Raw genomic sequence first — 26,211 nt, forward strand, 5'->3', positions numbered from 1 at the left:
TATTTTGACAATTGGTCGGCGTGGCGGGATTCGAACTCGCGACCCCTTGCACCCCATGCAAGTGCGCTACCAGGCTGCGCTACACGCCGAAGCCACGGATTATAACCCGCCGCGCGCGCCGGTTCGGCTCATGAGCACATCAATGTGTGGATGAAAGCAGGTCGCGGATCTCGAACAGTTCGCGGCGCACCTGCGACATCTTCTGTGAGAACAGATCGCGCTCCTCGGGCGGCGCGCTGTCTTCGAAATCGGCGAAGGTCGAATCCTCGACTTCGATGACCTCGACCCCATCGAGCATGACCTCGCCGGCCCGGCGCTTATCGCGCTCCACCTGGACCAGTTCCTGCAGCTTGTTGCGCGCACCGCTGATCGTGAAGCCCTGGTCATACAGCAGATCGCGGATGCGGCGGATCATGAGCACCTCGTGGTGCTGGTAGTAGCGGCGGTTGCCGCGCCGCTTCATGGGCCGCAGCTGCGTGAATTCCTGCTCCCAATACCGTAGCACGTGAGGCTTGACGCCGCATAGGTCGCTGACCTCACCGATGGTGAAGTAGCGCTTGGCCGGTATGGATGGGAGAGCTTTCTCCATTGAAATCAATGTGGTACGCGAGAAAGCTGCTAGGTTACTCTAAGACAGCGCGCTTGCAAAGCCCGTTCGCGGGCGGTCCGCGAATTGTTGTTTCGGCTCACTCCTCCAGCGCGCCCTCGCCTTGAATCTGCTCTTTCAGCTTGTGGCTGGCGTGGAACGTCACCACCCGGCGCGCCTGGATCGGGATGGCCTCGCCGGTGCGCGGATTGCGCCCGGGCCGGGGCGCCTTGGTGCGGATCTGGAAATTGCCGAAGCCGGAGATCTTCACGTCCTTGCCTTCGACCAGGCTGCCTGCGATCAGGTCGAAGAACGCGTCGATCATGTCCTTGGACTCGCGCTTGTTCAAGCCGATCTGCTCGAACAGCAATTCTGCGAGTTGGGCCTTGGTCAGTGCGGGCGTTTCAAGGCTTTCAACCGCGAAATCCATGATGTCTTCTTGCTTCATTGTTGTTGTGAGCGCGTCCAAATGGCTATCCCCTCAGGCGCCCGCCGAGCTGGCCGGCAATGCTGTCCACGATGGCTCTCACGGCCGCGTCGATCTGTTCGTCGGTCAGTGTGGCTTCGCCGCTGGCCAGCGTCAAGCGCACGGCCAGGCTTTTTTCGTGGGCCGCCAGGCCGGGGACGGACTGCTTGGGCTTGTAGACATCGAACAGCGAGGCCTCGCGCAGAAGGCCCCCCGTGGCGGCCGCGTGCACCGCAGCAAGGACTGCGTCATGGGTGACGTTATCGGCCACGATCACGGCGATGTCGCGCTGGGCGGGCTGGAACTTGGGCACCGGCTCGAAGACGGCGACCTGGCGGTTCACGACCGCGTCCAGGTCGAGTTCGAACAACAGCGGCGCATGGGCCAGTTCCCAGGCCTGGCGCCAACGCGGGTGCAGTTCGCCGACCACGCCAACCTGACGGCCGTCCAGCCAGATGCCGGCGCAGCGCCCAGGATGCAGCGCAGGATGATCGGCGGGCTTGAACTGGGCCTTCAGCGGCGACAGCAAGGCTTCGACGTCGCCTTTGACGTCATAGAAATCGGCGCCGGTGCTCTTGCGTGCCCACTGCAGGCCATCGGCGTCGCCGTAGGCCAGGCCGGCCACCCGCATAGGCTGGTGGATGCCTCGCACGGTGGTGTCGGTGGTGGTCACAGCGGCATCGCGCAGGAACACGCGGCCCAGCTCGAACACCCGCACCCGCTCCGCCTTGCGATCCAGATTGAACTTGAGCGCGTGCAGCAAGGACCCCAGCAGCGACGAGCGCATGACACTCATCTGGCTGGCGATCGGGTTGAGCAGGCGGATCGGGTCGGCATTGCCGGCCAGGTCGCGCTCCCAGCTTTCCTCAACGAAGCTCATGTTGATGGTTTCCTGGTAGCCCAGGGCGGCGAGCAGCCTGCGTATGGCGAACCGGCTGCGCCTGGCCTCCGGCGGCAGTTTGGCGATGATCGGCGCGAGCGGCGGCGTGGTCGGCAACTGGTTGTAGCCAATGATGCGGACGACTTCCTCGATCAGGTCCTCTTCGATCGTGAGGTCGAATCGCCAGGCGGGCGGCTTCACGGTCAGCACGCCGTTCGCTGCGCTCGCCACCAGGCCCAGGCGCGACAAGGCGTTGGTGCACTGCTCCTCGGTCACCGGCATGCCGATGACTTTGGCGGCGCGCGCCACGCGCAGGCTGACGGGCTTTTGCTCCGGCAGCTTGATGATCTGGTCGTCCATGGGACCGGCTTCGCCGCCGCAGATCTCCTGGATCAGGCGAGTGATGTGCTCGATGTGCTGAACCGTCTGGCTCGGGTCCACGCCGCGCTCGAAGCGGTGGCCGGCATCGGTCGAGAAGTTGAATCGGCGCGAGCGCCCCTGGATGGCGAGCGGCCACCAGAAAGCGGCCTCGACGTACACATTGCGGGTGTCGTCGGACACCGCGGTCGCGTCGCCACCCATGATGCCGGCCAGCGACTCGACCTCACGGTCGCCGGCGATGACGCCCACGGCCTCATCGACAGTCACGGTATTGCCGTTCAGCAGCTTGAGCTGCTCGCCGGGCTTGCCCCAGCGAACTTCGAGCGCACCGTGGATCTTGTCGTAGTCGAAGATGTGCGAAGGCCGGCCGAACTCGAACATCACGTAGTTCGAGATATCGACCAGCGCCGTGACGCTGCGCTGGCCGCAGCGCTCGAGGCGATCGACCATCCACTGCGGCGTCTTGGCCTTGGTATTGACGTTGCGCACGATGCGCCCGGAGAAACGCCCGCACAGATCCGGCGCCAGAACCTTGACCTTCAGCCTGGCATCGTGGGCCGGCTGCACGGGTGCAAATTCGGGCTGCTTGAGCGGAGCGCCGGTGAGCGCCGACAACTCGCGCGCCACGCCGAAGACGCTCAAGGCGTGGGCGAGATTGGGCGTGAGCTTGAGCGTGAAAAGCGTGTCGTCCAGCTTCAGCACTTCGCGCACATCCGCGCCCACCGGCGCGTCGGCCGCCAGTTCGAGCAGGCCGCCGTGGTCTTCGCTGAGCTTGAGCTCGCGCGCCGAGCAGAGCATGCCCTGGCTCTCGACGCCGCGCAGCTTGCCCAGCTTGATCAGGAACGGCTTGCCGTCCTCGCCGGGAGGCAACTCCGCGCCGACCAGGGCGCAAGGCACCTTGATGCCGACGCGTGCGTTCGGTGCGCCGCAAACGATGTTGAGCAGGCTGCCCTGCCCCACGTCGACCTGGCACACGCGCAGGCGGTCGGCGTCGGGGTGCTGGACGGCTTCCTTGATTTCACCAACCACGATCTTGGTGAATGGCGGCGCGGCGGGGCGCAGTTCTTCCACCTCCAGCCCACCCATGGTGAGCGTGTCGGCGACCTGTTGGGTGGTCAACGGCGGATTGCAGAATTCGCGCAGCCAGGACTCGGGGAATTGCATGTTGTTCTAGTCGCGAAGGCGGTTAGCGGAATTGGCGGAGGAACCTGATGTCGCCGTCGAAGAACAGGCGCAGGTCGTTGACGCCGTAGCGCAGCATCGTCAGGCGGTCCGGCCCCATGCCGAAGGCGAAGCCGATGTACTTCTCGGGATCCAGGCCCATGTTGCGGACCACGGCCGGGTGCACCTGGCCGGACCCGGCGACTTCGAGCCAGCGGCCGGCCAGCGGGCCGCTCTGGAACTGGATGTCGATCTCGGCGCTGGGCTCGGTGAACGGGAAGAAGCTGGGGCGAAAGCGCAGCGCCAGGTCTTCGCTCTCGAAGAAGGTGCGGCAGAAATCCGTGAACACGACCTTCAGGTCCTTGAAGCTCACGTTCTCGCCCAGCCACAAGCCTTCGCACTGGTGAAACATCGGCGAATGGGTGGCGTCGCTGTCCACTCGGTAGGTGCGGCCGGGGGCGATGACGCGGATCTCGGGCATCTCGCGGCCCGCGTACTTCTTGATGTGGGCGTGCGCATAGCGCACCTGCATCGGGCTGGTGTGCGGACGCAGGTTGTAGGGGATGCCATCGTCGCCGTTGATGTCGACGTAGAACGTGTCCTGCATCGAGCGCGCCGGGTGGTTGGGCGGATTGTTCAGCGAGGTGAAGCTGTGCCAGTCGCTCTCGATCTCGGGCCCGTCGGCCACGTCGAAGCCCATGCTGGCGAAAATCTGCTCGATGCGCTCCATCGTCAGGCTCACCGGGTGCAGGCTGCCAGGCTCGCGCAGGCGTCCGGGCAGCGAAACGTCCAGCGCCTCGGCCTTGAGCTGGATATCGAGTTCCGCGTCCGCCAGCGCCTGCCGGCGGGCATTGAGTGCAGCCTCGATGGCCTGCTTGGCCGTGTTGATCGCGGCGCCACGGGTCTTCTTCTCTTCGACGCTCAGCGCGGCCATGCCCTTCATCAGCTCGGTGATGCGGCCGGCCTTGCCGATGAATTGCGCCTTGGCATTTTCCAGGTCGGCGGGCGTTGCCGCGTCCGCGAAAGCGGTGCGCGCCGAGTCGACAATGGATTCAAGTTCAATCGTCATAGTCACAGATGAAAACAGGGCTAGAGCCTTCGGCCCTAGCCCTGTCCTTGTAGGTTGCACCAGGCACCGCTCACGCGGTGCCAACCGTGAACTCAAGCAGCCAGCTTGGCCTTGACTTGCTCCACGATACCTGCAAAAGCGGCCTTGTCGTGCACGGCGATGTCCGCCAGGACCTTGCGGTCGATCTCGATGCCGGCCTTGCGGATGCCGTTGGCGAACTGGCTGTAGGTCATGCCCAGTTCACGGGCGGCCGCGTTGATACGGGCAATCCAGAGTTGGCGGAACACGCGCTTCTTGGCACGGCGATCGCGGTAGGCGTATTGCCCCGCCTTCATCACCGCTTCTTTGGCGACGCGGAATACATTGCCGCGGCGGCCGCGGAAACCCTTGGCGAGGGCGAGAACTTTCTTGTGGCGGGCGCGAGCCGTTACACCACGTTTGACGCGAGGCATGTGATTACTCCTTGTTCGTCGGTGTTAGATGCCACGGCCGGGCAGCATGGCGGCCATCGAAACCATGTTGGTTTCGTGAACCGTCACCGCACCGCGAAGGTGGCGCTTGTTCTTGGTGGTCTTCTTGGTCAGGATGTGACGCTTGAAGGCTTGGCCGCGCTTGACGGTACCACCGGGACGAACGCGGAAACGCTTTTTCGCGCCGCTCTTGGTCTTCATCTTGGGCATGTGAATGCTCCTATTACTTGTGCTCGTGAGGCGCCGCGGAAACTTTCCGCGTCTTGTAGGCCCCGAGCCACTTGTTGGCGAGTTTCGAACTCACCACTTGTTGGCGAGTTTCAAAAGAACTCGCCGGTCATCGCCTCCAAGGAGGCTCTGATCTTTACGCCGAAGCCGCTTGCGGGGCTTCAGCTGCGGGCTTTACAGCCACTTTCTTCTTGCCGGGCGCGATCATCATGATCATCTGGCGGCCTTCCAGCTTGGGAAACTGCTCGACGATGATGATGTCCGCCAGCTCGTCGCGAATCCGGTTCAACAGCGCCATGCCAATTTCCTGGTGCGTGATCTCGCGGCCCCTGAAGCGCAGCGTGATCTTGCACTTGTCGCCTTCAGCCAGGAAGCGCCTGATATTGCGCATCTTGATGTTGTAGTCACCGTCGTCGGTGCCCGGCCGGAATTTGACTTCCTTGATCTCGATGACCGTCTGCTTGGCTTTCGCTTCCGCCGCCTTCTTCTGTTCCTGGTACTTGAATTTGCCGTAGTCCATCAAGCGGCACACCGGCGGGTTCGCCGTGGCGGCGATTTCGACCAGATCGACATCCAGCTCGCCCGCCATCCGCAGTGCTTCGCTGAGACTGACAATCCCCAACGGCTCGTTTTCGGGCCCCGAGAGGCGTACTTCCGGGGCCATGATTTCCCGGTTCAGGCGGTGCTTGCGTTCCTCGCGTTGGCGGCGGTCGCGAAATTCAGTAGCGATGGTCCAAATCCTTCTAAAACGTTGCTACCAATATGATAGCGAAACTGCCTCCATCCGCGCGGTCAAGCGACTGTTTTCCTTTGAGGATCAGAGCTTGTTGGCGATGTCCTGGGCGATCCTTTGAGAGAACGCTTCGAGGGTCATCGCGCCGAGGTCCTGGTTGCCCCGGGCGCGCACGGAGGCAGCACCAGCAGCCATCTCCTTGTCGCCCACGACAAGGATGTACGGCAGCTTCTGCATCGAATGCTCGCGTATTTTATACGTTATTTTCTCGTTGCGCAGATCGAGCTCTACCCTAAGCCCTTGATTTTGCAGCGTTTTGGCTACTCGACGAGCGTAATCACCCTGCGAATCCGTGATATTGAGCACAACCGCTTGCACCGGAGCCAGCCAGGCCGGCAGGGCTCCGGCGTGCTGTTCGATCAGGATTCCGATGAAACGCTCCAGGCTGCCGACGATCGCCCGGTGCAGCATCACCGGGCGGTGGCGCGCCCCATCCTCGCCGACGTACTCGGCGTCCAGCCGCTCGGGCATCGAAAAATCGACCTGCATGGTGCCGCACTGCCACTGGCGGCCGATCGCATCCTTCAGCGTGTACTCGATCTTGGGGCCGTAGAAGGCGCCCTCGCCGGGGGCGACCTCGAACTCGCAGCCCGATGCACGCAGGCTTGCCATCAGCGCATGCTCGGCCTTGTCCCAGCTTTCCTCGGAGCCGATGCGCTTGTCAGGCCGCGTCGCGATCTTGTAGATGATGTGGTCGAAGCCGAAATCCTTGTAGACCTTCTGCAGCAGCGTCGTATAGGCCGTGCATTCGCCCAGGATATGGTCCTCGGTGCAGAAGATATGTCCGTCGTCCTGGGTGAAGCCGCGCACCCGCATGATGCCGTGCAGGCCACCCGTGGGCTCGTTGCGGTGGCACTGGCCGAACTCGCCGTAACGCAGCGGCAGGTCGCGATAACTTTTCACGCCCTGCTTGTAGATCAGGATGTGGCCGGGGCAGTTCATCGGCTTGAGCGCGTAGTCGCGCTTCTCCGATTCCGTCGTGAACATGTTTTCGCGGTACTTGTCCCAGTGGCCGGTCTTCTCCCAGAGCGTCTTGTCCAGCAGCTGCGGCCCCTTGACCTCCAGGTAGCCGTTGTCGCGGTAGACCTGCCGCATGTACTGCTCCACGCCCTGCCAGATCGTCCAGCCCTTGGGATGCCAGAACACGACGCCGGGCGCGTGCTCGTCGATGTGGAACAGGTCGAGTTCGCGGCCCAGCTTGCGGTGATCGCGCTTTTCGGCCTCCTCGAGCATCGTCAGGTACTGCTGCAGTTCGTCCTTGGTCGCCCAAGCCGTGCCGTAGATGCGTTGCAGCATCTCGTTGCGGTGGTCGCCGCGCCAGTAGGCGCCTGCCACCTTCATGAGCTTGAAGAACTTCAGCTTGCCGGTGCTCGGCACGTGCGGGCCGCGGCACAGGTCCTCGAACTTGCCTTCGCGATAGAGCGACACGTCCTCGTTGGCGGGGATGCTGGCGATGATCTCCGCCTTGTAATGCTCGCCGATGCCGTTGAAATGCGCGACGGCCTCGTCGCGGGGGAGCACCCGTCGGGTCACCGGCTCGTCCTTGGCCGCCAGCTCCGACATGCGCTTTTCGATGGCCACCAGATCCTCTGGCGTGAACGGGCGCTTGTAGGCGAAGTCGTAATAAAAGCCGTTCTCGATCACCGGGCCGATCGTTACCTGTGCCTCGGGGAACAGCTCTTTGACCGCGTACGCCAGCAAATGCGCCGTCGAATGGCGGATGACCTCCAGGCCGTCCGGGTCCTTGGCGGTGATGATGGAAAGCGGGCTGTCCTTGTCGATCGTGTAGCTGGTGTCGACGACCTTGCCGTCCACCTTGCCGGCGAGCGCCGCCTTGGCCAGGCCGGGGCCGATCGAAGCGGCCACGTCGGCCACCGTCACCGGGCCGGGATATTCGCGTTTGGAACCGTCGGGAAGCGTGATCTGGATCATTTGGAGCGTCTGAAAAACAAAAAAGCGCGACCGGTAGCCGCGCTTTTGTGGATGCTGAAAGGACTCAACGCACGCGACTACTCGGCCTCAGGAGGCCGTAAACCCTTCCGGTGTAGTTCGCGGTGTCATAACCAGGGTGCCTTTCTCGCTCTTTTTTGCCAATGTAGCCTCGATTCTAACCGGCGGGAACAAACCCCGCTCCGCTGCAGCGCGGGCAAGGCGTGATGACGGTCTGCTTCTCGACCTCGAAGTGCTCGTTGATGTTTTCGCTGTCGATACGTAGCTCACCGGTGCCGCTGCAGTCCGGGCACTTGGCCTGGTTGAGCTGGCTGGCGTCGAAGACGCCGGTCTTTTCTTCGGATGTACCCATGGCCCCCGTCCTGTCTTGTCGTTACAGGCCCGTACTCTACGACGAAAGGCTGAAACGACAAACCCCGCCCCGATAGAAACCGGAACGGGGTCCAGGGACCAGCCCGTCAGGCGGCTTTCTTCTCGTCGAAGAACTGTTCGTCTTCGGTCGAGCCCTTGAGCGCGGCCGTGGAGGCATTGGCTTCGATCGTCGTGGTGACGGAGTCGAAGTAACCCGTGCCCACTTCGCGCTGGTGCTTGACAGCCGTGAAGCCACGGTCGGCGGCGGCGAACTCCTTCTGCTGCAGTTCGACGAACGCGCTCATGTTGCTGCGGGCGTAGCCGTAGGCGAGCTCGAACATGGAGTAGTTCAGGCTGTGGAAGCCGGCCAGCGTGATGAACTGGAACTTGTAGCCCATCGCGCCCAGTTCCTTCTGGAACTTGGCGATGGTGGCATCGTCCAGGTTCTTCTTCCAGTTGAAGGACGGCGAGCAGTTGTAGGCCAGCAGCTTGCCCGGGAACTTGGCATGGATCGCGTCGGCGAATTGCTTGGCGAAGGCCAGGTCGGGCGTGCCGGTTTCGCACCAGATCAGGTCGGCGTATTCGGCATAGGCCAGGCCGCGGCTGATGGCTTGCTCGACGCCGTTCTTGCTGCGGTAGAAGCCTTCCACGGTGCGCTCGCCCGTGAAGAACGGCTTGTCGTTCTCGTCCACGTCAGTGGTCACCAGATCGGCGGCCTCGGCGTCGGTGCGAGCCAGGAGGATGGTGGGCGTGCCCATCACGTCGGCAGCCAGGCGGGCGGCGATGAGCTTGGAAACGGCTTCACGGGTAGGCACCAGGACCTTGCCGCCCATGTGGCCGCACTTCTTGGCGGCGGCCAGCTGGTCTTCGAAGTGCACGCCGGCGGCGCCCGCTTCGATCATGGACTTCATCAGTTCGAACGCGTTCAGCACGCCGCCGAAGCCGGCTTCCGCATCGGCAACGATGGGAGCGAAGTAGTCGACATAGCCGGCGTCGCCGGGGCCCTTGCCTTCGCTCCACTGGATCTGGTCGGCGCGGGTGAAGGTGGCGTTGATCCGCTTGACGACCTTCGGCACCGAGTCCACCGAGTACAACGACTGGTCGGGGTACATCTCGCCGTTGCTGTTGGCGTCGCCGGCTACTTGCCAGCCGGACAGGTAGATGGCCTTGAGGCCGGCCTTGACCTGCTGCATGGCCTGGTTGCCCGTCAGCGCGCCCAGCGAGTTGACGAAGGGCTCGGTGTTGATCAGGTTCCAAAGCTTTTCGGCGCCGCGCTTGGCCAGCGTGTGCTCGACCTGGAGCGAACCGCGCAGCTTGACCACGTCGGCGGCGCTGTAGCCGCGCTTGATACCCTTCCAGCGGGGATTTTCAGCCCAGTCTTTTTCGAGTTGTGCAATCTGCTGCTCGCGGGTCAGGTGGGTCCAGGATGTCATGTCGTCGCTCCGAGTTGAAAAGAGAAAGGTCGATGGCTGAACTTTAAGTCTTGTAGAAGACTTTGTGAAGCTCTTATGTCTTATACAAGACATATTTTTATATCGTTCAAAATCAACGACTTGCCATTTAAATTTCTCAATGTGGAAAATAATTTCTTGTATTGAGAAATTTTTGCGCGCCGCAACATGACGTCATTTCACAATGCGGTAACAGACCCACGTTGGATGAAACGAGCTCGGTTGCCAGGCCGCAGCCGGGTTGATGCATGATCCCCCGTTTGAAAAAAATCCATAACGAATGAGCCCGGGCACGCATCGCCTGTTCGCCTATGCCTGCCTGGCCTTGAGCATGTCGCTCGTCGGCAGCTACGTCGCGCTGTCCAAACCGCTGGCTGCCGCCATTCCCGTATTTCTGCTTGCCTGGTTGCGCTTTGGCATCGGCGGGCTGGCCATGGTGCATTGGCTGCGCAAGCCCCACGGCGAGCTCCCCATGACGCCGCAGACCAAGAAGCTGCTGTTCCTCGAGTCCTTCCTTGGCAACTTCCTGTTCTCGGTTTGCATGCTGTTCGGCGTGAGCATGACCAGCGCGGTGTCCGCGGGGGTGATCATGGCCTCGATCCCGGCCGTGGTGGCCCTCATGAGCTGGGCCTTCCTGCGTGAGCGCATCGGTTTGCGCATCTGGGGCGCCGTCGCCTGCGCCGCATTGGGTATCGCGCTCTTGGGCCTGGCCAAGCCCGAAGGCGAAGCCTCCAACGCCGCCTCCAGCTGGCTGGGCAACCTGCTGGTGTTCGGCGCCGTGCTGTGCGAAGCTTCTTATGCGGTGATCGGCAAGAAGCTCACGGGGGCCCTCGGCCCCAAGCGCATCACGTCGCTGATCAACCTCTGGGGCTTTGCCCTGGTCTCCCCTTTCGGCCTCTACATGGCCCGGGATTTCGACTTCGGCAGCGTGCAGCCAGGCATCTGGGTGCTGCTGGTTTTCTACTCGCTCGCCGCCAGCGTCTGGACCGTGTGGCTCTGGATGACGGGCCTGAAGGGAGTTCCGGCGGCGCAAGGCGGTGTCTTCACGGTCATGCTTCCCGTCTCCGCCGCCCTTGTCGGCGTGTTTGCACTGGGCGAGCATCTAGCTACGGTGCAGCTGCTGGCCTTCGTGCTGGCCCTGGCCGGCGTGGTGCTGGCCACCCTTCCCGTCAAGACCAGGGCATTGCGCTGATCATCTTCCGGTGACTTTCTTGATGGCGGGCTTGATGTTCTCCCGCCGCGCGGGCAGCACCTCTGCATGTTCGCGCGCGACGTTGAGCACGATCGAGGTGGACGTTTCGGTAAGGATACAAAACTTGGTGACCACGGCGTCCAGGTGTTCCACGTCGATCACCGCGATCTCCAGGATCCAGCTGTCCTCGCCGGTGACGTTCCAGGCATTGACCACCTCGGGGGTCTGCTCGATCAGCTTGACCACACGCGCGTATTCCGCCCGGCCGACGCGGACGACGGCGCGGATGCCGTAACCCAGGCGCTGGTAGTCCACCACGGCGCGGTAGCCCTTGATCACCCCATTGAGTTCCAGCTTGCGCACCCGCTCCGTCACGGCCGGCTGGCTCAGGTGCACGCGGCGGCCGAGTTCGGCCATGGTGATGCGCGCGTCGCGCTGCAGTTCGGCCAGGATTCGGCCGTCGTAGACATCGAGATCGGAAACTTCGGTGGCCATCGCTTTTCACTTTCAAAATCAAGGTGCAGCACGCTGAAGACCGTTAATCATCCATGGAAAACACGTCCGCGCCAATCTACGATCAGCCAATGAACACCGCCGTACTCTCTTCAAAAGGCCTCGCGAGGAAGGCCGCGCTCCTCATTCCCGCCCTGCTGGCCTGCTACCTGATCTGGGGCTCGACCTACCTGGCGATCCGCTTCGCATTGGTCAGCTTTCCTCCGTTCTTCCAGATGGGAACCCGATTTCTGGCGGCGGGCGTGCTGCTCATGGGCTGGCTGCTGTGGCGCGGCGCGAACGCTCCGGGACGCTGGCCGGTGCCCAATCGGGAGCAGTGGCGCAACGCCCTCGTCGTCGGCACCCTGATGCTGGGCGGCGGCATGGGCCTGACCGCCAGCGCCGAGCAACACATCGGCTCGGGGCTGATCGCCGCCTTCATCGCGGTGGTGCCGATGCTGGTCTGCGGTTGGGGTTTCCTGTTCGGCCAGCGTCCCAGCCGGCTCGAGTTCGTGGGGATGGCCGTCGGCGTCGCGGGCGTGTTCCTGCTGGTGCGCGGCGCCAGTTTCTCGGCCTCGCCCGTGGGCATAGCCTGCATCGCCGCTGCGACGCTGGCCTGGTCGCTCGGCTCCGTCCTCTCCACCACCAGGCTGCCGCTGGCCCAGGGACCGATGGGATTCGCCAGTGAAATGTTGTGTGGCGGCGCGGTGTTGATGCTGGTTTCTCTTGCACTGGGTGAGCAGCCCGCCTGGCCGGCGCAGCCGCTGGCCCTCGCCGCCTGGCTCTACCTGGTGGTGTTCGGCTCGCTGATCGCCTTCAGCGCCTACCTCTATCTGCTGGCCAATGCGTCCCCCGCAACGGCCACCAGCTACGCCTTCGTGAACCCCTTGATCGCGCTGTTTTTGGGCGTTGCGTTCGCCGGAGAGGCGGTCACCAGCGGCGAATGGATCGCCTGCGGCGTCGTCCTTGCGGGCGTTTTTCTGATCTTCAGAGGGAAAACACAGCCAAAACACGAGTGAAAAAATGACACGCCAGAGTGAAAAATCCCATTTTTCGCTTGGAAACGCGTTTTTTCTCCAGTAGCATCCGCAGTGCCAGAGGGGAATGCAGATTTCCCAGTGGTGATTAATCAACTTCTAGAAGGAAATAATCATGGCAACTGCGAAAAAAGCTGCGGCGAAAAAAGCACCCGCAAAGAAAGCTGCTGCAAAGAAGGCAGCACCCGCGAAGAAGGCCGTAGCAAAGAAGGCCCCCGCGAAGAAGGCCGCTCCGGCCAAGAAGGCTGTTGCTGCGAAGAAGGCAGCACCGGCGAAGAAGGCAGCTGCGAAAAAGGCTCCGGCCAAGAAGCGCACGCCCAACGCCGCGTTCATGAAGGCCCTGACCCCCAGCCCGCAACTCGCGGCCGTGGTCGGTTCGGCTCCGCTGCCCCGCACCGAGGTGGTCAGCAAGCTGTGGGCTTACATCAAGAAGAACAAGCTGCAAGACGCCGTCAACAAGCGCATGGTCAACGCCGATGCCAAGCTGAAGGACATCTTCGGCAAGGCCCAGGTCTCCATGTTCGAGATGGCCGGCCTGATCGGCAAGCACGTCAAGTAATCGGCTTCGCCTGATCTGCAAGGGCCGCCTCGTGCGGCCCTTTCTTATTGGGCCCGTCATTGCGGGCATGATCCATGGTCGCGAGCCGTTCGCTGTTGTTGCAGGCCTGGGTGTGGGCGGCGAAGCCGCGTGCGGGCGGGCTGTGACGCGCGGTCAGCCCGTTCCGCGCCTTTTCAAGGCGCGCAAGCGGCGCCGGGGAACGGACTTGCGGGCTTCGGACTCATCGTGGACTGTCCTCGCACCCCGGAGAGGCCCGCGCGCTGATCGCGAGCAACGCCCGCAAGTCCATTCCCCGACGCCTCGGGCAGCCCTGACTGCGCGCCCCAGCCCGCCCACACACGGCCTCGCTCGGACTTGGTTGGCGCGCCGAGGGCTTCCGCACTCCAACCACGCTTGTGCAAGGCTGTGCGCAGGACGTCTCCGGAGCGCGGGGACAGACCACGATTAGTCCGAAGGCCGCAAACTCGACCTCCGCATCGTTTCGACGCTCCCAGCGCCGAACGGCTGGTCCGCGCGCCGCAGCCGACCGGCGCACAGCCTTGCCGCGAGGTGTTGGCGCGCAACAGGTGGATTGCGGGTCGCATCCAGGAGCCCGGCAGTCATGGATCCCGGATCGAGTCCGGGATGACAGTCACTTCTTCTTCAGTGCGCTCTCGGTGATCGCGCTGAGCGTGCCGCGGGTGGTGATCACCTCAGGGTCGAGCATGACTTCGATGAGGGTGCCCTGCTTGCGCTCCAGCGCAGCCAGCAACTCCGGCTCGAACTCAGACGTGCGTGTGATGCGCGCCCCCGCATAGCCGTAAGCCTTCGCGAGTGCCACGAAATCCGGGTTGACCAGTTGCGTGCCGCTCACGTGCCGCGGATAGTCGCGCTCCTGGTGCATGCGGATGGTTCCGAACATGCCGTTGTTCAGCAGCACGATGATGGTCTTGGCGCCGTATTGCGCAGCCGTCGCCAGCTCCTGGCCGTTCATCAGAAAGTCGCCGTCGCCCGCCATCGTCAGCACCGTCCGGCCGGTCACGATGTTGGCCGCGATGCCGGCGGGCACCCCGTAGCCCATGGAGCCCACCGTGGGCGCCAGCTGCGTCTTGTGGCCCTTCACGAGGCCATGGTGCTTGAAGAAGCGATGCACCCAGCTCGCGAAGTTGCCGGCGCCGTTGGTGAGCACGGCGTCGTCGGGCAGGTGCTTCTTCAGCAGGCCGACGATGGCCGGCATGTCGATGTCTCCGGGCAAGGCTTGCGGCACCAGGTTCGCCTCGTAGTCCGCGTGGGCCGCTTCCGTCCACTCGCTCCACGGCACCTCGGGCGGCGCGGTGAGCACTTCCAGCGAACGGGCGGCCGCGTTCATCGTCGCGTTGATCGCCAGGTCGGCCTGGTAAACCCGGTTCAGCTCTTCGGCGCTCGAATGGATATGCACCAGCTTCTGCTTGGGCTTGGGCGCCTGCAGCAAGGTGTAACCCCCGGTGGTCATCTCGCCCAGACGCGGGCCGATGGCGATGATCAGGTCGCTGTCCTTGATGCGCGCGGCCAGCTTGGGGTTCAGGCCAATGCCCACGTCGCCCGCATAGAGCGGATGGTGGTTGTCGAAAGTGTCCTGGAAGCGGAAGGCGTTGCCCACCGGCAGCTTCCAGTTCTCGGCAAAGCGCTGCAGCGCCTGCGCCGCTTGCTGCGTCCAGCCGCCGCCGCCGGCGATGACGAAAGGCTTTTTCGATTGCAGCAGCAGTTCGCGCAGCTCACGCAGCGACCCGGGGTCGCTCCAGGCCTGCACCGGTTCCACCCGCGGCAAGGGCCGGGCGCCGGTCAAGCGCGTCAGCATGTCCTCCGGCAAGACCAGCACGACCGGCCCGGGCCGGCCGTTCATCGCGGTAGCAAAGGCACGCGCCACGTATTCGGGGATGCGGTCGGGCTCGTCGATACGCTCGACACGCTTGGCCATGCCCTTGGTGCTGGGGCCGAAGAAGCTGGTGTACTCGACTTCCTGGAAGGCTTCGCGGTCGCGCTGGTCGCTGGCCACGTCGCCGACGAAGAGCACCATAGGCGCGGAATCCTGGAACGCCGTGTGCACTCCAATGGAGGCATTGGTGGCTCCCGGTCCGCGAGTGACGAAGCACACGCCGGGCCGCCCCGTGAGCTTTCCATGCGCCTCAGCCATGTAGGCCGCCCCGCCCTCCTGCCGGTTGATGATGAAACGGATCTTGCCTTCATGGGCATGAAACCCGTCGAGCACGGCCAAGTAGCTTTCGCCCGGCACCCCGAAGGCGTGGGTGACGCCCTGGGCGAGCAGGCATTCGACCAGCAGGTGACCCGCGATCTGGGAGTTGGCATTCGGCATAGGGCTTGACTTTATTAACCAATCGGTGAATTATTGCGGCATGACAAGAGACACGGCCCCTGCCACGGAAGAGCGCCAGCGGGACGCTGACCGCTCCCAAGGCACCATCTTAGCGGCGGCACGCGACGAATTTGCCGAGCATGGCCTGGGCGGCGCGCGCATGGACCGCATCGCCGAGCGGGCCGGCCTGAACAAGCGGCTGATCTACTACTACTTCGAGGACAAGGAGAAGCTGTTCCAGGCCGTCCTGGAGCAAGCCTACCGGGACATCCGCGAAGAGGAACACAAGCTGCGCCTGCTGGATCTCAAGCCCGCCGACGCCCTGCGGCGATTGGTCGAATTCACCTGGAACTACTACCTCGCCCACCCCGAGTTCCTCACCCTGCTCAACAGCGCCAATCTGCACCGGGCCCGCCATCTGCAGGAGTCGAAGCGGGCGCGCGAAATGAATTCGCCGCTCATCGAGATGCTTGCCGAGATTCTGGAGCGCGGCCGCAAGGACGGCAGCTTCCGGGGTGGCGTGGATCCGCTGCAGCTGTATGTGTCCATTGCCGGCCTGTCGTACTTCTACCTGTCCAACAGCCACACGCTTTCGGCGATCTTTGGCCGCGACCTGCTGTCCGCCAAGGCCAAGAACGAGCGCCTGACCCACATGTGCGACGTGATCCTCGGCTATGTGCTGAGGAACTGAAATCCCTTTCCGCCTCCGGGGCTTGCACTTCCCCAGCTCTTTTCTATAATTCACCGTTTAGTTAATTAAATCGTCGGATTTTTCTGGAGACAACATGAAACTCAACCGCCGCGTCCTTGCCGCCTCGATTGCCAGCCTTGCCTTCCTTTCCCCCTTGCCCAGCCTCGCCCAGGCTGGCTATCCGAACAAGCCGATCCGGGTGATCGTGCCCTTCGCCGCCGGAAGCACGACGGACATCATTGCCCGCGCCATCGCCGACAAGATGAGCCAAAGCATGGGCCAGCAGCTGGTGATCGACAACCGCGGCGGCGCCAGCGGCACCATCGGCCAGGCGGCCGTGGCGCAGTCCGCGCCGGATGGCTACACGATCATGATCCACTCGTCGTCCCACACGGTCAGCCCTTCGACTTTCGCCAAGCTGCCCTTCGACACCGTCGCTGATTTCGCGGGCGTGACGCCGATCTCGAGCACGCCCAATGTGCTGGTGATCTCGCCGGCCAAGAACATCAAGACCTTGCAGGAGTTGCTGGCATCGGCGCGCGCCAAACCCGGCAGCATGAACTTCGCGTCCGCGGGCCAGGGCAGCGCCACCCACCTCAACGCCGAGAAATTCAAGCTCGCCGCGAAGATAGAAGCCACCAACATCCCGTTCAAGGGCTCGGCCGAAGCAGTGACCGAAGTGATGGCCGGCCGTGTCGACTATTACTTCTCGCCCATCGCTCCCGTGATCGGGCAGATCAAGAATGGCCAGCTCGTGCCGCTTGCCGTCGGGTCCCCCAAGCGGGCCAGCGCCTTGCCGCAGGTGCCCACCACGGCGGAAGCCGGCGTGCCGGGTTCGGAATTCAACTTCTGGATCGGCATGATGGTGCCGGCCAAGACACCGCGCGAGATCGTCAATCGCCTGCACGATGAAGTTGTGAAGGCGCTCAACACGCCCGAGGTGAAGGAACGTTTCGCCGCGCTGGGGGCCGACGCATGGACGCTCCCGCCCGATCAGTTCGACGCCTACATCAAGGACGAAATCAAATCCAACGCCGTGCTGGTGAAAGCCGCCGGCCTCGAAGTTCAAAAGCAGTAAGGCCAGGCCATGCCAACCCAAAGACTCGGAATCATCATGCACGGCGTCACCGGACGCATGGGCATGAACCAGCACCTGATCCGCTCCATCGTTGCGATCCGCAACCAGGGCGGCGTCACCCTCAGCAATGGCGACAAGGTCATGCCCGACCCCATCCTCATCGGCCGCAACGCCGAGAAGATGGAAGCGCTGGCCAAGACCTGGAAGATCGAGCGCTGGGGCACCGACCTGGACAAGGCACTGGCCAACAAGGACGACACGATCTTCTTCGATGCGGGCACCACGCAGATGCGCCCCACCCTGCTGGCCAAGGCGATTCGCGCCGGCAAGCATGTGTATTGCGAAAAGCCGATCGCCACCAACCTCAACGAGGCAGTGGAGATTGCCCGCCTGGCGGAGAAATCGGGCCTGAAGCACGGCGCCGTGCAGGACAAGCTGTTCCTGCCCGGCCTGCGCAAGCTCGACATGCTGCGGCGCGCCGACTTCTTCGGGCGCATGCTGTCCGTGCGGCTGGAGTTCGGCTACTGGGTGTTCGAAGGCGACCTGCAGCCGATCCAGCGTCCCAGCTGGAACTACCGCAAGGAAGACGGCGGCGGAATGATCCTGGACATGATGTGCCACTGGCGCTATGTGCTGGACAACCTGTTCGGCGAAGTCAAATCCGTGTCCTGCATAGGCGCCACCCACATCCCCCAGCGCTGGGACGAAGCCGGCAAGCCCTACACCGCGACGGCGGACGACGCGGCCTACGCAACGGCCGAACTGGTCGGCCACAACGGCGAGCCGGTGGTCGCTCAGATGAACATGTCGTGGGCTACCCGGGTGCGGCGCGACGACCTGGTCACCTTCCACGTCGACGGCACCCATGGCTCCGCCGTGGCGGGGCTCTCCTCGTGCCGGGCACAGAGCCGCGTCACCACGCCGCGCCCGGTGTGGAACCCGGACGAGAAGCAGATGATGAATTTCTTCGACCAGTGGCAGGAAGTGCCGGACACGCAGGTGTACGACAACGGCTTCAAGATCCAGTGGGAGCATTTCATTCGCCACGTGGTGGAGAACGAGCCCTATCGCTGGACGCTGCCCGAGGGCGCCAAGGGCGTGCAGCTCGTCGAAGCCGCGCTGCAAAGCTGGAAAGAGCGGCGCTGGATCGACGTGCCGGCACTGCAAATCTGAGGCGGACCATGGCCCTGTCATTGCAACTGCCGTCGATGGACGGCAAGCTCAGTACTTACAAATTGCGCGGCACGATGCCGGTGAAGCCGGCCAAGGGCGTCAGGTTCAACCGCATCGCCTATTCCGCCGCACACGTGGTGGCGGATCCGCTTGCGGCCATCGATCCCTGGCTGCAGTGCGCGGTCGACTGGGACGCAACTATCGCTTACCGCCGCCACCTCTGGTCGCTCGGCCTGGGCGTGGCCGAGGCCATGGACACGGCGCAACGCGGCATGGGACTGGACTGGCCGACCTCGCTGGAGCTGATAAGGCGCTCGCTGGACGCGGCCAAGGACGCGCCGGGTGCGCTGGTGGCCTCCGGCTGCGGCACCGACCATCTGGTGCTCGAGAGCGTCAAGACGGTCGACCAGGTCATCGCCGGCTACGAAGAGCAGATGGCCGCCATCGAGAAGCTGGGGGGCAAGCTGATCGTCATGGCCAGCCGGGCCCTCGCCCGCGTGGCGACGAGCCCGGCCGACTATGAACGTGTCTACGACCGCATCCTGCGCCAGGCGAAGCAGCCGGTCGTTCTTCACTGGCTCGGCGAGATGTTCGATCCGGCGCTGGCAGGCTATTGGGGAAGCCAGGACGTGGACGCCGCGATGGACACGGCGCTGGGCATCATCGCCGCCCACGCAAGCAAGGTGGACGGCATCAAGATCTCGTTGCTGGACAAGGACAAGGAGATCGCCATGCGCCGCCGCCTGCCGCCGGGCGTGCGCATGTACACGGGCGATGATTTCAACTATGCGGAGCTGATCGCCGGCGACGGCTACGGTAGCGAGCCGACACACGGCAAGAGCGATGCGCTGCTGGGCATCTTCGACGCGATCGCGCCCGCCGCCAGCGCGGCCCTGGGCGAGCTGGCGCAGGGCAACCCGGAGCGGTTCCACGCGATCCTGGGCCCCACGGTGCCGCTGTCGCGCCATATCTTTGCCGCGCCCACCCGTTTCTACAAGACCGGGGTCGTGTTCATGGCCTGGCTCAACGGCCACCAGAGCCACTTCACCATGGTGGGCGGCCAGCAGAGCACGCGCTCGCTGCCGCACCTGTCAGAACTCTTCCGCCTGGCCGACGCGGCCAACCTGCTGGAGGAGCCCGACCTGGCGGTGCGCCGCATGAAGAGCCTGCTGGCGATGTACGGCGTCGAGAACTGAAATGCGCGATTTCTCCGCCGACCATCGCTGGCTCTCCATCAACACTGCAACCGTTCGCAAGTCGCGTGGTGCGGAATTGCCGTTGCCCGAGATCATCGAAGCCTGTGCACGCCGGGATATCCGCGCTATTTCCCCTTGGCGCGACCAAGTCGCGGCCGCAGGATTAGAAACAATTTCCAGGCTGGTGAAGGCACACGGCCTGGAACTCTCGGGTTACTGCAGAGGCGGCATGTTTCCGGCCGCCGACACACAGGGCCTGCGCGCCGCGCGCAACGACAACCGACGTGCCGTCGACGAGGCCCGCGAACTCAACGCCGCCTGCCTGGTGCTGGTGGTAGGGGGACTGCCGGGCGCTCTGGCGGGCAAGCCGGCGCACAAGGACATCGCCCTGGCGCGCGGCCAGGTGCGGGATGGTATCGGGGAATTGCTCGAGTACGCGCGGTCGGCCAACATGCCGCTGGCGATCGAACCGCTGCACCCGATGTACGCAGCCGACCGCGCCTGCATCAACACGATGGAGCAGGCGCTGGATATTTGTGACGAACTCGATCCCGCGCGCTCAGGCGCGCTCGGGGTAGCGGTCGACGTGTATCACGTGTGGTGGGACCCGAAGCTGAAAGCCCAGATCGAGCGCGCAGGCAGGAAGCGCCTGCTGGCGCTCCATGTCTGCGACTGGCTCACGCCCACCGTCGACATGCTCAACGACAGAGGAATGATGGGCGACGGCGTGATCGACATACCCCAGATCCGCGGTTGGATGGAGGTATGCGGCTTCGCGGGCTACAGCGAGGTCGAGATCTTCTCGACCGGCAACTGGTGGCAGCGGGACTGCGCCGAGGTGCTGGATATCTGCATCCAGCGGCACCGCAGCGCGGTCTGAACGCCTATCAGCCGGCGACGGAGCGCACGGCGGCAACGGCCGGGCGGCTGGTGGCAGAGGTGCCGGACTCGACTTCACCGGACAGCTGGCCACCCTCCTCGATCACCACCTTGCCGTAACGCACTTTGCCGGTCACTTTGCCGGTTGCGTAGATCACCAGCTTCTGGCGCACCGTGAGGTTGCCTTCGAACTGGCCGCGGATTTCCGCGATGTCGATCTCGGCCGAGCCCTTGAAAGAGCCGCGCTCGGAGATCTGGATCACGCGGGAATCCATCGTGGCTTCCACGGAGCCCTCGACCACCAGCGTATCGCAATCGGTGATCTCAACGCCCTTCAGCTTGATATTCGGTCCAACGGTCAGCTTGCTCTCGCCTTCCTTGGCCGGCGCATTGGCGGCCGGCGTCGTGGGCGCAGCAGCGGTGGTGGTAGCAACGGGTGCGCCGGAAGCAGCGGCAGCGTTCGGGCTGGTAGTGCGCTGGTTGTAAGCGTCGGGTTCGCGCTTGTTGAAGAAAGGGGATTGCAGGGCCATGATTTGCTTCCTCTGAGTTGGCGTTGAAAGAGCTGCCGATGCTACGGATGACATGCATTACAAGTTCATCCTGTTGAGCAAGTTCGGTAACCAAATACGTTGCCGCTTACCGACGGGAACTTTCTGCGAGTGCGACTTATTTCTCGCTTGGGCGTAAAGAGCCGTTGCCATGCTCCGTTCCGGCCGCCACCATGGAACCCATAACGAGGGGAAATCATGGCCAGCAGCCGCATCCACGTTCTGAAACTTTGCCTGGCGCTCACCTGTGGGCTGCTCGGCGCACTGCCTGCCGCGGCGCAAGAGGCGGAGTCATTCGACATCAGTGCGCGCAATCTGCTGGTGGTCCTGCGCGAATCGCGCGGCGAGAACAAGCAGGACGAGTCGCTGGAGCCTTTCGGAAAGGTGCGTGCCCGGATGCCCGACGGCAGCAACATCGAGTTCGACACCAGCTGGTACCGCTACCTGGGCGACATGCATATCCGCCTGGTCTTCGACGGGCCGCAAAGCATGCAAAGCGCGGCGCCTGAAGACCTGACGCGGCTGCGGCTGAGCCCGGAAGAGGCGCTGAACCTGGCGATCCGCAACCTGAGGCGCGTTTACGGACAGCCTGCCGTCGTTCCCTGGAGTGGCGGGCTGATGCAGGTGCAGGCCGCCTCCGCCGACCTCACCAGCAGTTACTTCCTGGACCGCGACTTCTGGCAGGGCTTGCAAGGCCGCCATCCGGAGGGCTTGGTCGTGGCGGTGCCGCGGCGCGGTGGGCTGGTCTACGCACCCATCTCGGACGAGGCGGCGGTCAGCAGCTTGCGTTTCAGCGCTGCGGCGCTGTATGCGGGCGGCCCCGGCGCGCCCCTGTCGTCTGCGCTCTACCTCTTCAAGGATGGGCAATGGTCGGTATTCCAGCCACCTCAGGCCTTTTGATGGCGTTCTAGCGCGCCGGGACTTCCATTCGGCCCGCGACGGAGAATTTGCCACCGCCCTGGGGCGTGACGATCACCATTTCCGTCGGCGCCGGCGACACGCCCGTCAGCGCCATGATGGTGGAGCCGTGGGAGACCATCACCGCATTGCCTGCGCCCGGCTTGCGCGACACCAGCACTCTCAGGCGGCCCACTTGCTGGCCCTGCGGGTCGCTGCGGCCGAAGAGATTGTTCAAGGCCGTCGAGACTTCCCCATCCACGCCGAAAGCCAGCCGCGCCGTCTCCAGGCAGCGGCACCACGGGCTGGAAAGAACTTGCGCGACGGGCACGCCGCGCGCCCGAAACGCTTCGCCAACCTGCCTGGCATGGGCGCGCCCTTCGTCACTGAGGTTGCGCTGGGTGCGGCAATCGTCCAGCGTCATGCCTTCCGGATCGCCCACGCCTGGCGTCGTTACCGCATGGCGCATCAGGACGACCTGGCCGCCCTCCTTGAGTACGCGCCACAGAGCCTCGTCGGCGCGCACCTGGATCGGAGCTGCCAGCAGCAGCAACAAGGGCAGTAGCGAACGGAGTCGCATGGCTGGTTCAATAGGAAACCGTATAGCGAGAATTGCGGAATTTGAGCACCGCGCCCTTGGGCTTGATCTGCTCCAGCACCACGCCCGGGCCGATCTCGCTGCCCTCATTGAACACCTGCCCGTTGACGATGAGCATGCGCTGCGCCGGATTGGTGGAGTAAACGCCGCCGCTGATCGACAACTTGGGCGCGTCCGGCGGCAACCCGGCGACCGGAGGAGCGGGCGGCAGCGCCGCCGCGGCGGCCGATGCGCTTATCCCAGGCGGCGCGGGGGGGCGCGCGGTTGGCGATATCGACCCCATCGGTCCCATTGGGGTTGCGGGCTGCGCAGCCGAGGCTGCTGCGGTCGGCTCCGCGCCCGGGGCGGGCACGGCGGCCGAAGCGGGCGGGGCTGGCGGTGGCGGCCCGAGCGCGGACGGAAAGGCCGGCGCTGGAGCAGCCGGCGGACCTGGGGGACCCGACTGGGGAGTGCCCCGCATGGTCGGCTGGGATGTCATCCGCAGATCTCGCGGCGGCACCGGCACCGCTGCAGGCGCCGGCGGAGGTGGCTGCACCGTTGTCCCCACCACGGGAGCGGGCGTTGGGGCGGCGGCCAATGTCACGGGGCGGTTCTGCACGGCCACTTCGACTCGAGCCGGCGCTACGGCGACCGCTGGCTTGTCCTGGAAGACGAGCCACCCGGCCACGGCCACGGCGGCGGCACCCAACACGCTGGCGCCCCAGACCCAGGGGGCATATCCACCGGGCCGGTGGCGCTCGCCGGCCATGTGCAAAGGCTGTGCGTGGATGCCGCGCGCAGGGTCACGTTCGCGCTGCGCGTCGGCTTTTCTGAGGGCGTCGAGGATATAGGACATGGGGGTTCAAGGTTCGGTGCGCAGCCGCGGCTCATCGACGCCGGCTGCACGATTGAGTTGCATGAAGGTCAAGGGCCCCGGCATGCCGTCGGCGGGCAGGCCCTGCGACAGCTGGAAAGTCCGCAGCTGCGAGCGCAACGGCGCATCCAGGGCCCTCGGGCCTTCGGCGGCCACCGAGCCATTCGCCGCGGCCAGGCGGGTTGCGATCCAGCCCACGGTTTCATTGCGCCCATCGGCAATGCGGCCGGAATAGCCCGGCGGCGCCCGCCAGAGCGTTGCGAAATCGCCCTGCCAGCGCGCCGCCAGTGCCGCCAGCGTCACGGTCTGCTCGGTGCCGGCAGCACGCAGGGTGGCGCTGTCGCGCGTCAGCCCCGTCAAAATTGCGTAACTCGGGGACCCGGTATCGGCGTCGAGCGTGACGATCCCGGGGCGGCCCAGTTCCCGGATCAAGGCCAGGCTGAGATTCTTGCTGAAGCAGTGCAACTGCTGTTTCGGCAAGGCCTTGCAAGCCGCCTCGCCTTCGCCAGGCTCGGCCTGCCAGCTTTGTGCCAATTCGCGCCACGCTTTTTCGGGGTCGCGCAGCAGGGTTGGCGCAGCAGTAACGCTCTGCGCGGGCGCGGGCGGGGCTGCCACCGGGGGCGGCGCTTCTCGCCTGTCCACGGCCACCGTTGCCGGCTTGGCGCCGAGCGCAGGCACAGCGTCCAGTTGCACCACGTGATTGACCGCAGCAAACAGGCCCGCCCCTGCCGCCAGGCCCAAACCCAGCACCGCGGCGGTTCGGCGCCGCGCCGGCGGAACGGCCACCGGCGAGCCGAACACCTCCACCGCAGCCTTTTCCACCGTGCCACGATTGACCGAGGCCTGTGAATTGGCGAAAGCGCCCAACAGCGCGCGGTCGCACAGCAGGTTGATGCGGCGCGGCACTCCGCGCGACAGCTGGTGAATCCGCTGCAATGCCTTGCGCTCGAACGGTGAGGGCCGCTCCAGCCCCGCGATCTCCAGGCGATGGGCGATGTAGTCGTCTGTTTCCTCCGGCGTCAAGGCGTCCAGGTGAAAACGCGCGATGACGCGCTGTGCCAGCTGCTCGAGTTCGGGCTTGGCCAGCATGGTGCGCAATTCGGGCTGCCCGATGAGGATGATCTGCAGCAGCTTGCGCTCGGAAGTTTCCAGGTTGGTCAGCAGGCGCAGCTGTTCCAGGACCTCGGCCGAGAGATTCTGCGCCTCATCGATGATCAGCACGTTGTTGCGTCCGGCCGCGTGGGCCTGGAGCAGGAACTCGTTGAGCGGGTCCAGGTAGTCCTTGACCGTCGGCGGCAGCAAGTCCTTTTGCGCAACGGCGACGTGGAACTCTTCGCAGACCGATTGCAGCAGCTCGGTCACCGTGAGCTTGGGGTTGAAGATATAGGCGACGTTGCAGTTGGCCGGAATCTGCTCCAGGAACAGGCGGCATACCGTCGTCTTGCCGGTGCCGATCTCGCCGGACAGCAGCACGAAGCCCCCGCCCCCGCCCACGCCGTACACGAGGTGCGCCAATGCCTCGCGATGCCGCTCGCTCATGAAGAGGTAGCGCGGATCGGGCGCGATGGAGAACGGCTCGTGCTTCAGGCCGAAATAGGCGACATACATGCCACTAGGATAACCCCTGGCCCTGACCCCTCGCGCGCCGGCGCTGTCGGCAGCTCAGGCGGCAGCCAGCCCGGTGCGGCGGACCCGGCGCACCTGGAAGGCGCTGGTGATGAGCACGGCCTGCATGCAAACCAGGCCGAGCCACACCCCCTGGTACTGCTGGTGGTCCATCAGCGCGCCGAAGAAAAGCGGGGCCACGGCCTGGCCGATGTCCAAGCCCGAGTACACGACGCCGTAGACGCGGCCGGTGGCATTGTCCGGCGTCGACTTCTTCACCAGCAGGTCGCGCGATGGCCCGGCAATGCCGCTGGCGAAGCCCATGGCGCCGAACAGAGCGGGCACAGCCAAGGCTGGGACAGAACCCAGCGCAACGACAAGCGCGATCAGCGCTGCGATGCCGAAGCCGATGCCTACGATCCGCTCGCACCGCGCCGGGTCCGACGCCAGAAACCCGCCCAACACCATGCCACCGGCGCTGCACACCATGTAAAAGGTGAGGCACATTGCCGCGAGCGCGACCGGCACCCCATGGAGAAGCCGAGCTGCTTCCGGCGCAAACGCCTGAATCACGCTGAGCACGACGGCGTAGAAGAAAAAGAAGCCGAAGCACATCCACACAGCGGGGATGCGCAGGAAATCGAAGCTGCCTTCGGCCTGCACCGCGTGGGACGCGGAAACCGGCGCGGCGGGCGGCGTCGGCAATGCCAGGCGCTCTCGATGGAGCCACAGCACGGCCAGGACCCCGAAAGCCAGTGCGCCCGCACCCATCAAGGCCACGCGCCATGAGAAAGCGATTGCCAGAGGCACGAGCATCGCCGGTGCCAACGCCCAGCCCAGGCTGCCGGTGATGCCGTGGAAGCTGTACGCATGGCCCAGCCTTGGCGAGCTGACCTTGCGATTGAGCAATGTGTAGTCCACGGGGTGGAAGACGCCGTTGCCCGCACCCGCCACCAGCGAAAACAGCGCCATGACCCAATAGCTGGGGCTGAATGCGAAACCAAATGCGGCAATCCCCAGCAACACCAAGCCTGCAAACAGGATGGGGCGCGGGCCGTAGCGATCCACCAGGAACCCCGAGGCGGCCTGCACCGCGCAGGAGACGACGAAGAACAGCGTCATCAGGAAGCCGAGCTCGGTATAACTGGCGTTGAGGGCATCCTTCAGCCAGGGGAAGAGCGGAGCGAGCAACAGCTGGCTGTAGTGGCTGATCATGTGGGCCAAGCCGACAAGGCCGATCACGCCGGCGTCCTGGCGCAGGCTTGGCAGTGCGTTCGCGGTCACGGTGCTCATAG

26 protein-coding genes and 1 tRNA gene are annotated in these 26,211 nt (G+C 64.5%); 9 read left to right on the forward strand and 18 right to left on the reverse strand.

Annotation, left to right across the window (positions count from 1 at the left end; all coding sequences use genetic code 11):
* Positions 1-12: 12 nt before the first annotated feature.
* The 11 genes from HNE04_RS12910 to aceA form a co-directional block, all read right to left on the reverse strand.
* Positions 13-89: transfer RNA gene (locus tag HNE04_RS12910), tRNA-Pro, on the reverse strand.
* A gap of 50 nt (positions 90-139) precedes the next feature.
* Positions 140-589 carry a MerR family transcriptional regulator gene (locus HNE04_RS12915; RefSeq protein ID WP_172219501.1) on the reverse strand — a complete coding sequence of 150 codons (450 nt, stop codon included), beginning with the start codon at positions 587-589 and terminating at the stop codon, positions 140-142.
* A gap of 97 nt (positions 590-686) precedes the next feature.
* Entirely contained in the window at positions 687-1,016 is a 330-nt protein-coding gene (locus tag HNE04_RS12920; RefSeq protein WP_172219502.1) for an integration host factor subunit alpha, read from the reverse strand.
* A 43-nt stretch (positions 1,017-1,059) separates the two neighbouring features.
* Positions 1,060-3,477, reverse strand: a complete 2,418-nt coding sequence (gene pheT, locus HNE04_RS12925) for a phenylalanine--tRNA ligase subunit beta (RefSeq protein ID WP_172219503.1) — start codon at positions 3,475-3,477, stop codon at positions 1,060-1,062.
* Between the two features lie 22 nt (positions 3,478-3,499).
* Positions 3,500-4,543 (reverse strand): phenylalanine--tRNA ligase subunit alpha, encoded by a 1,044-nt coding sequence (gene pheS, locus HNE04_RS12930; protein WP_172219504.1) that lies wholly within the window; start codon positions 4,541-4,543, stop codon positions 3,500-3,502.
* 92 nt (positions 4,544-4,635) lie between these two features.
* On the reverse strand, positions 4,636-4,995 hold the full coding sequence (gene rplT, locus HNE04_RS12935) for a 50S ribosomal protein L20 (RefSeq protein ID WP_172219505.1): 360 nt from the start codon (positions 4,993-4,995) through the stop codon (positions 4,636-4,638).
* A gap of 24 nt (positions 4,996-5,019) precedes the next feature.
* Positions 5,020-5,223, reverse strand: coding sequence for a 50S ribosomal protein L35 (gene rpmI / locus HNE04_RS12940; protein ID WP_172219506.1), 204 nt, complete (start codon positions 5,221-5,223; stop codon positions 5,020-5,022).
* A gap of 154 nt (positions 5,224-5,377) precedes the next feature.
* On the reverse strand, positions 5,378-5,980 hold the full coding sequence (infC, locus tag HNE04_RS12945) for a translation initiation factor IF-3 (protein WP_172219707.1): 603 nt from the start codon (positions 5,978-5,980) through the stop codon (positions 5,378-5,380).
* Between the two features lie 78 nt (positions 5,981-6,058).
* Complete coding sequence (thrS, locus tag HNE04_RS12950) at positions 6,059-7,966, reverse strand: threonine--tRNA ligase (RefSeq protein ID WP_172219507.1); 1,908 nt, start codon at positions 7,964-7,966, stop codon at positions 6,059-6,061.
* 175 nt (positions 7,967-8,141) lie between these two features.
* The gene (locus HNE04_RS12955) at positions 8,142-8,336 is read right to left on the reverse strand and encodes a hypothetical protein (protein WP_172219508.1); all 195 of its coding nucleotides are present in this window, start codon (positions 8,334-8,336) and stop codon (positions 8,142-8,144) included.
* Positions 8,337-8,442: 106 nt separating this feature from the next.
* A complete protein-coding gene (gene aceA, locus HNE04_RS12960) occupies positions 8,443-9,750 on the reverse strand; it encodes an isocitrate lyase (RefSeq protein ID WP_172219709.1) in 1,308 nt (435 codons plus the stop codon).
* Positions 9,751-10,066: 316 nt separating this feature from the next.
* Here aceA and HNE04_RS12965 point away from each other — a divergent pair, with 316 nt between their 5' ends.
* Positions 10,067-10,978, forward strand: a complete 912-nt coding sequence (locus tag HNE04_RS12965; protein WP_172219509.1) for a DMT family transporter — start codon at positions 10,067-10,069, stop codon at positions 10,976-10,978.
* Here HNE04_RS12965 and HNE04_RS12970 read toward each other — a convergent pair whose 3' ends face one another.
* The gene (locus HNE04_RS12970) at positions 10,979-11,473 is read right to left on the reverse strand and encodes an Lrp/AsnC family transcriptional regulator (RefSeq protein WP_172219510.1); all 495 of its coding nucleotides are present in this window, start codon (positions 11,471-11,473) and stop codon (positions 10,979-10,981) included.
* A gap of 89 nt (positions 11,474-11,562) precedes the next feature.
* Between HNE04_RS12970 and yedA the strand changes: the two genes are divergently transcribed.
* Both yedA and HNE04_RS12980 read left to right on the forward strand, forming a co-directional pair.
* On the forward strand, positions 11,563-12,489 hold the full coding sequence (yedA, locus tag HNE04_RS12975) for a drug/metabolite exporter YedA (protein WP_172219512.1): 927 nt from the start codon (positions 11,563-11,565) through the stop codon (positions 12,487-12,489).
* A gap of 133 nt (positions 12,490-12,622) precedes the next feature.
* Complete coding sequence (locus HNE04_RS12980) at positions 12,623-13,066, forward strand: SWIB/MDM2 domain-containing protein (RefSeq protein ID WP_172219514.1); 444 nt, start codon at positions 12,623-12,625, stop codon at positions 13,064-13,066.
* A gap of 631 nt (positions 13,067-13,697) precedes the next feature.
* On the opposite strand, the gene HNE04_RS12985 is transcribed toward HNE04_RS12980, so the two are convergent.
* A complete protein-coding gene (locus HNE04_RS12985; protein ID WP_172219516.1) occupies positions 13,698-15,398 on the reverse strand; it encodes a thiamine pyrophosphate-binding protein in 1,701 nt (566 codons plus the stop codon).
* 40 nt (positions 15,399-15,438) lie between these two features.
* Here HNE04_RS12985 and HNE04_RS12990 point away from each other — a divergent pair, with 40 nt between their 5' ends.
* From HNE04_RS12990 to HNE04_RS13010, 5 genes are all read left to right on the forward strand, one after another.
* Entirely contained in the window at positions 15,439-16,089 is a 651-nt protein-coding gene (locus tag HNE04_RS12990; protein WP_172219518.1) for a TetR/AcrR family transcriptional regulator, read from the forward strand.
* Between the two features lie 94 nt (positions 16,090-16,183).
* Entirely contained in the window at positions 16,184-17,167 is a 984-nt protein-coding gene (locus HNE04_RS12995) for a tripartite tricarboxylate transporter substrate binding protein (protein WP_172219520.1), read from the forward strand.
* Positions 17,168-17,176: 9 nt separating this feature from the next.
* Positions 17,177-18,340: a Gfo/Idh/MocA family protein gene (locus tag HNE04_RS13000; protein ID WP_172219522.1), complete on the forward strand. Its 1,164-nt coding sequence runs from the start codon at positions 17,177-17,179 to the stop codon at positions 18,338-18,340.
* An 8-nt stretch (positions 18,341-18,348) separates the two neighbouring features.
* On the forward strand, positions 18,349-19,536 hold the full coding sequence (locus HNE04_RS13005; protein ID WP_172219524.1) for a dihydrodipicolinate synthase family protein: 1,188 nt from the start codon (positions 18,349-18,351) through the stop codon (positions 19,534-19,536).
* Between the two features lies 1 nt (position 19,537).
* The gene (locus tag HNE04_RS13010) at positions 19,538-20,416 is read left to right on the forward strand and encodes a sugar phosphate isomerase/epimerase family protein (protein WP_172219526.1); all 879 of its coding nucleotides are present in this window, start codon (positions 19,538-19,540) and stop codon (positions 20,414-20,416) included.
* A 7-nt stretch (positions 20,417-20,423) separates the two neighbouring features.
* On the opposite strand, the gene HNE04_RS13015 is transcribed toward HNE04_RS13010, so the two are convergent.
* Complete coding sequence (locus tag HNE04_RS13015) at positions 20,424-20,945, reverse strand: bactofilin family protein (protein ID WP_172219529.1); 522 nt, start codon at positions 20,943-20,945, stop codon at positions 20,424-20,426.
* 216 nt (positions 20,946-21,161) lie between these two features.
* On the opposite strand from HNE04_RS13015, the gene HNE04_RS13020 reads away from it, so the two are divergent.
* The gene (locus HNE04_RS13020) at positions 21,162-21,863 is read left to right on the forward strand and encodes a hypothetical protein (protein ID WP_172219531.1); all 702 of its coding nucleotides are present in this window, start codon (positions 21,162-21,164) and stop codon (positions 21,861-21,863) included.
* 7 nt (positions 21,864-21,870) lie between these two features.
* Here HNE04_RS13020 and HNE04_RS13025 read toward each other — a convergent pair whose 3' ends face one another.
* From HNE04_RS13025 to HNE04_RS13040, 4 genes are read right to left on the reverse strand one after another with little or no spacing between them, the layout of a single operon-like run.
* Positions 21,871-22,440, reverse strand: coding sequence for a histidine phosphatase family protein (locus tag HNE04_RS13025; RefSeq protein WP_172219533.1), 570 nt, complete (start codon positions 22,438-22,440; stop codon positions 21,871-21,873).
* 7 nt (positions 22,441-22,447) lie between these two features.
* Positions 22,448-23,293 carry a general secretion pathway protein GspB gene (locus HNE04_RS13030; RefSeq protein WP_172219535.1) on the reverse strand — a complete coding sequence of 282 codons (846 nt, stop codon included), beginning with the start codon at positions 23,291-23,293 and terminating at the stop codon, positions 22,448-22,450.
* A gap of 6 nt (positions 23,294-23,299) precedes the next feature.
* Complete coding sequence (locus tag HNE04_RS13035; protein WP_172219537.1) at positions 23,300-24,919, reverse strand: ExeA family protein; 1,620 nt, start codon at positions 24,917-24,919, stop codon at positions 23,300-23,302.
* A 54-nt stretch (positions 24,920-24,973) separates the two neighbouring features.
* Complete coding sequence (locus HNE04_RS13040) at positions 24,974-26,209, reverse strand: MFS transporter (RefSeq protein ID WP_172219539.1); 1,236 nt, start codon at positions 26,207-26,209, stop codon at positions 24,974-24,976.
* Positions 26,210-26,211 lie beyond the last annotated feature (2 nt).

Origin of the sequence: Caenimonas soli (genome assembly GCF_013155545.1) — a bacterium.
Taxonomy (GTDB): domain Bacteria; phylum Pseudomonadota; class Gammaproteobacteria; order Burkholderiales; family Burkholderiaceae_C; genus Ramlibacter; species Ramlibacter soli.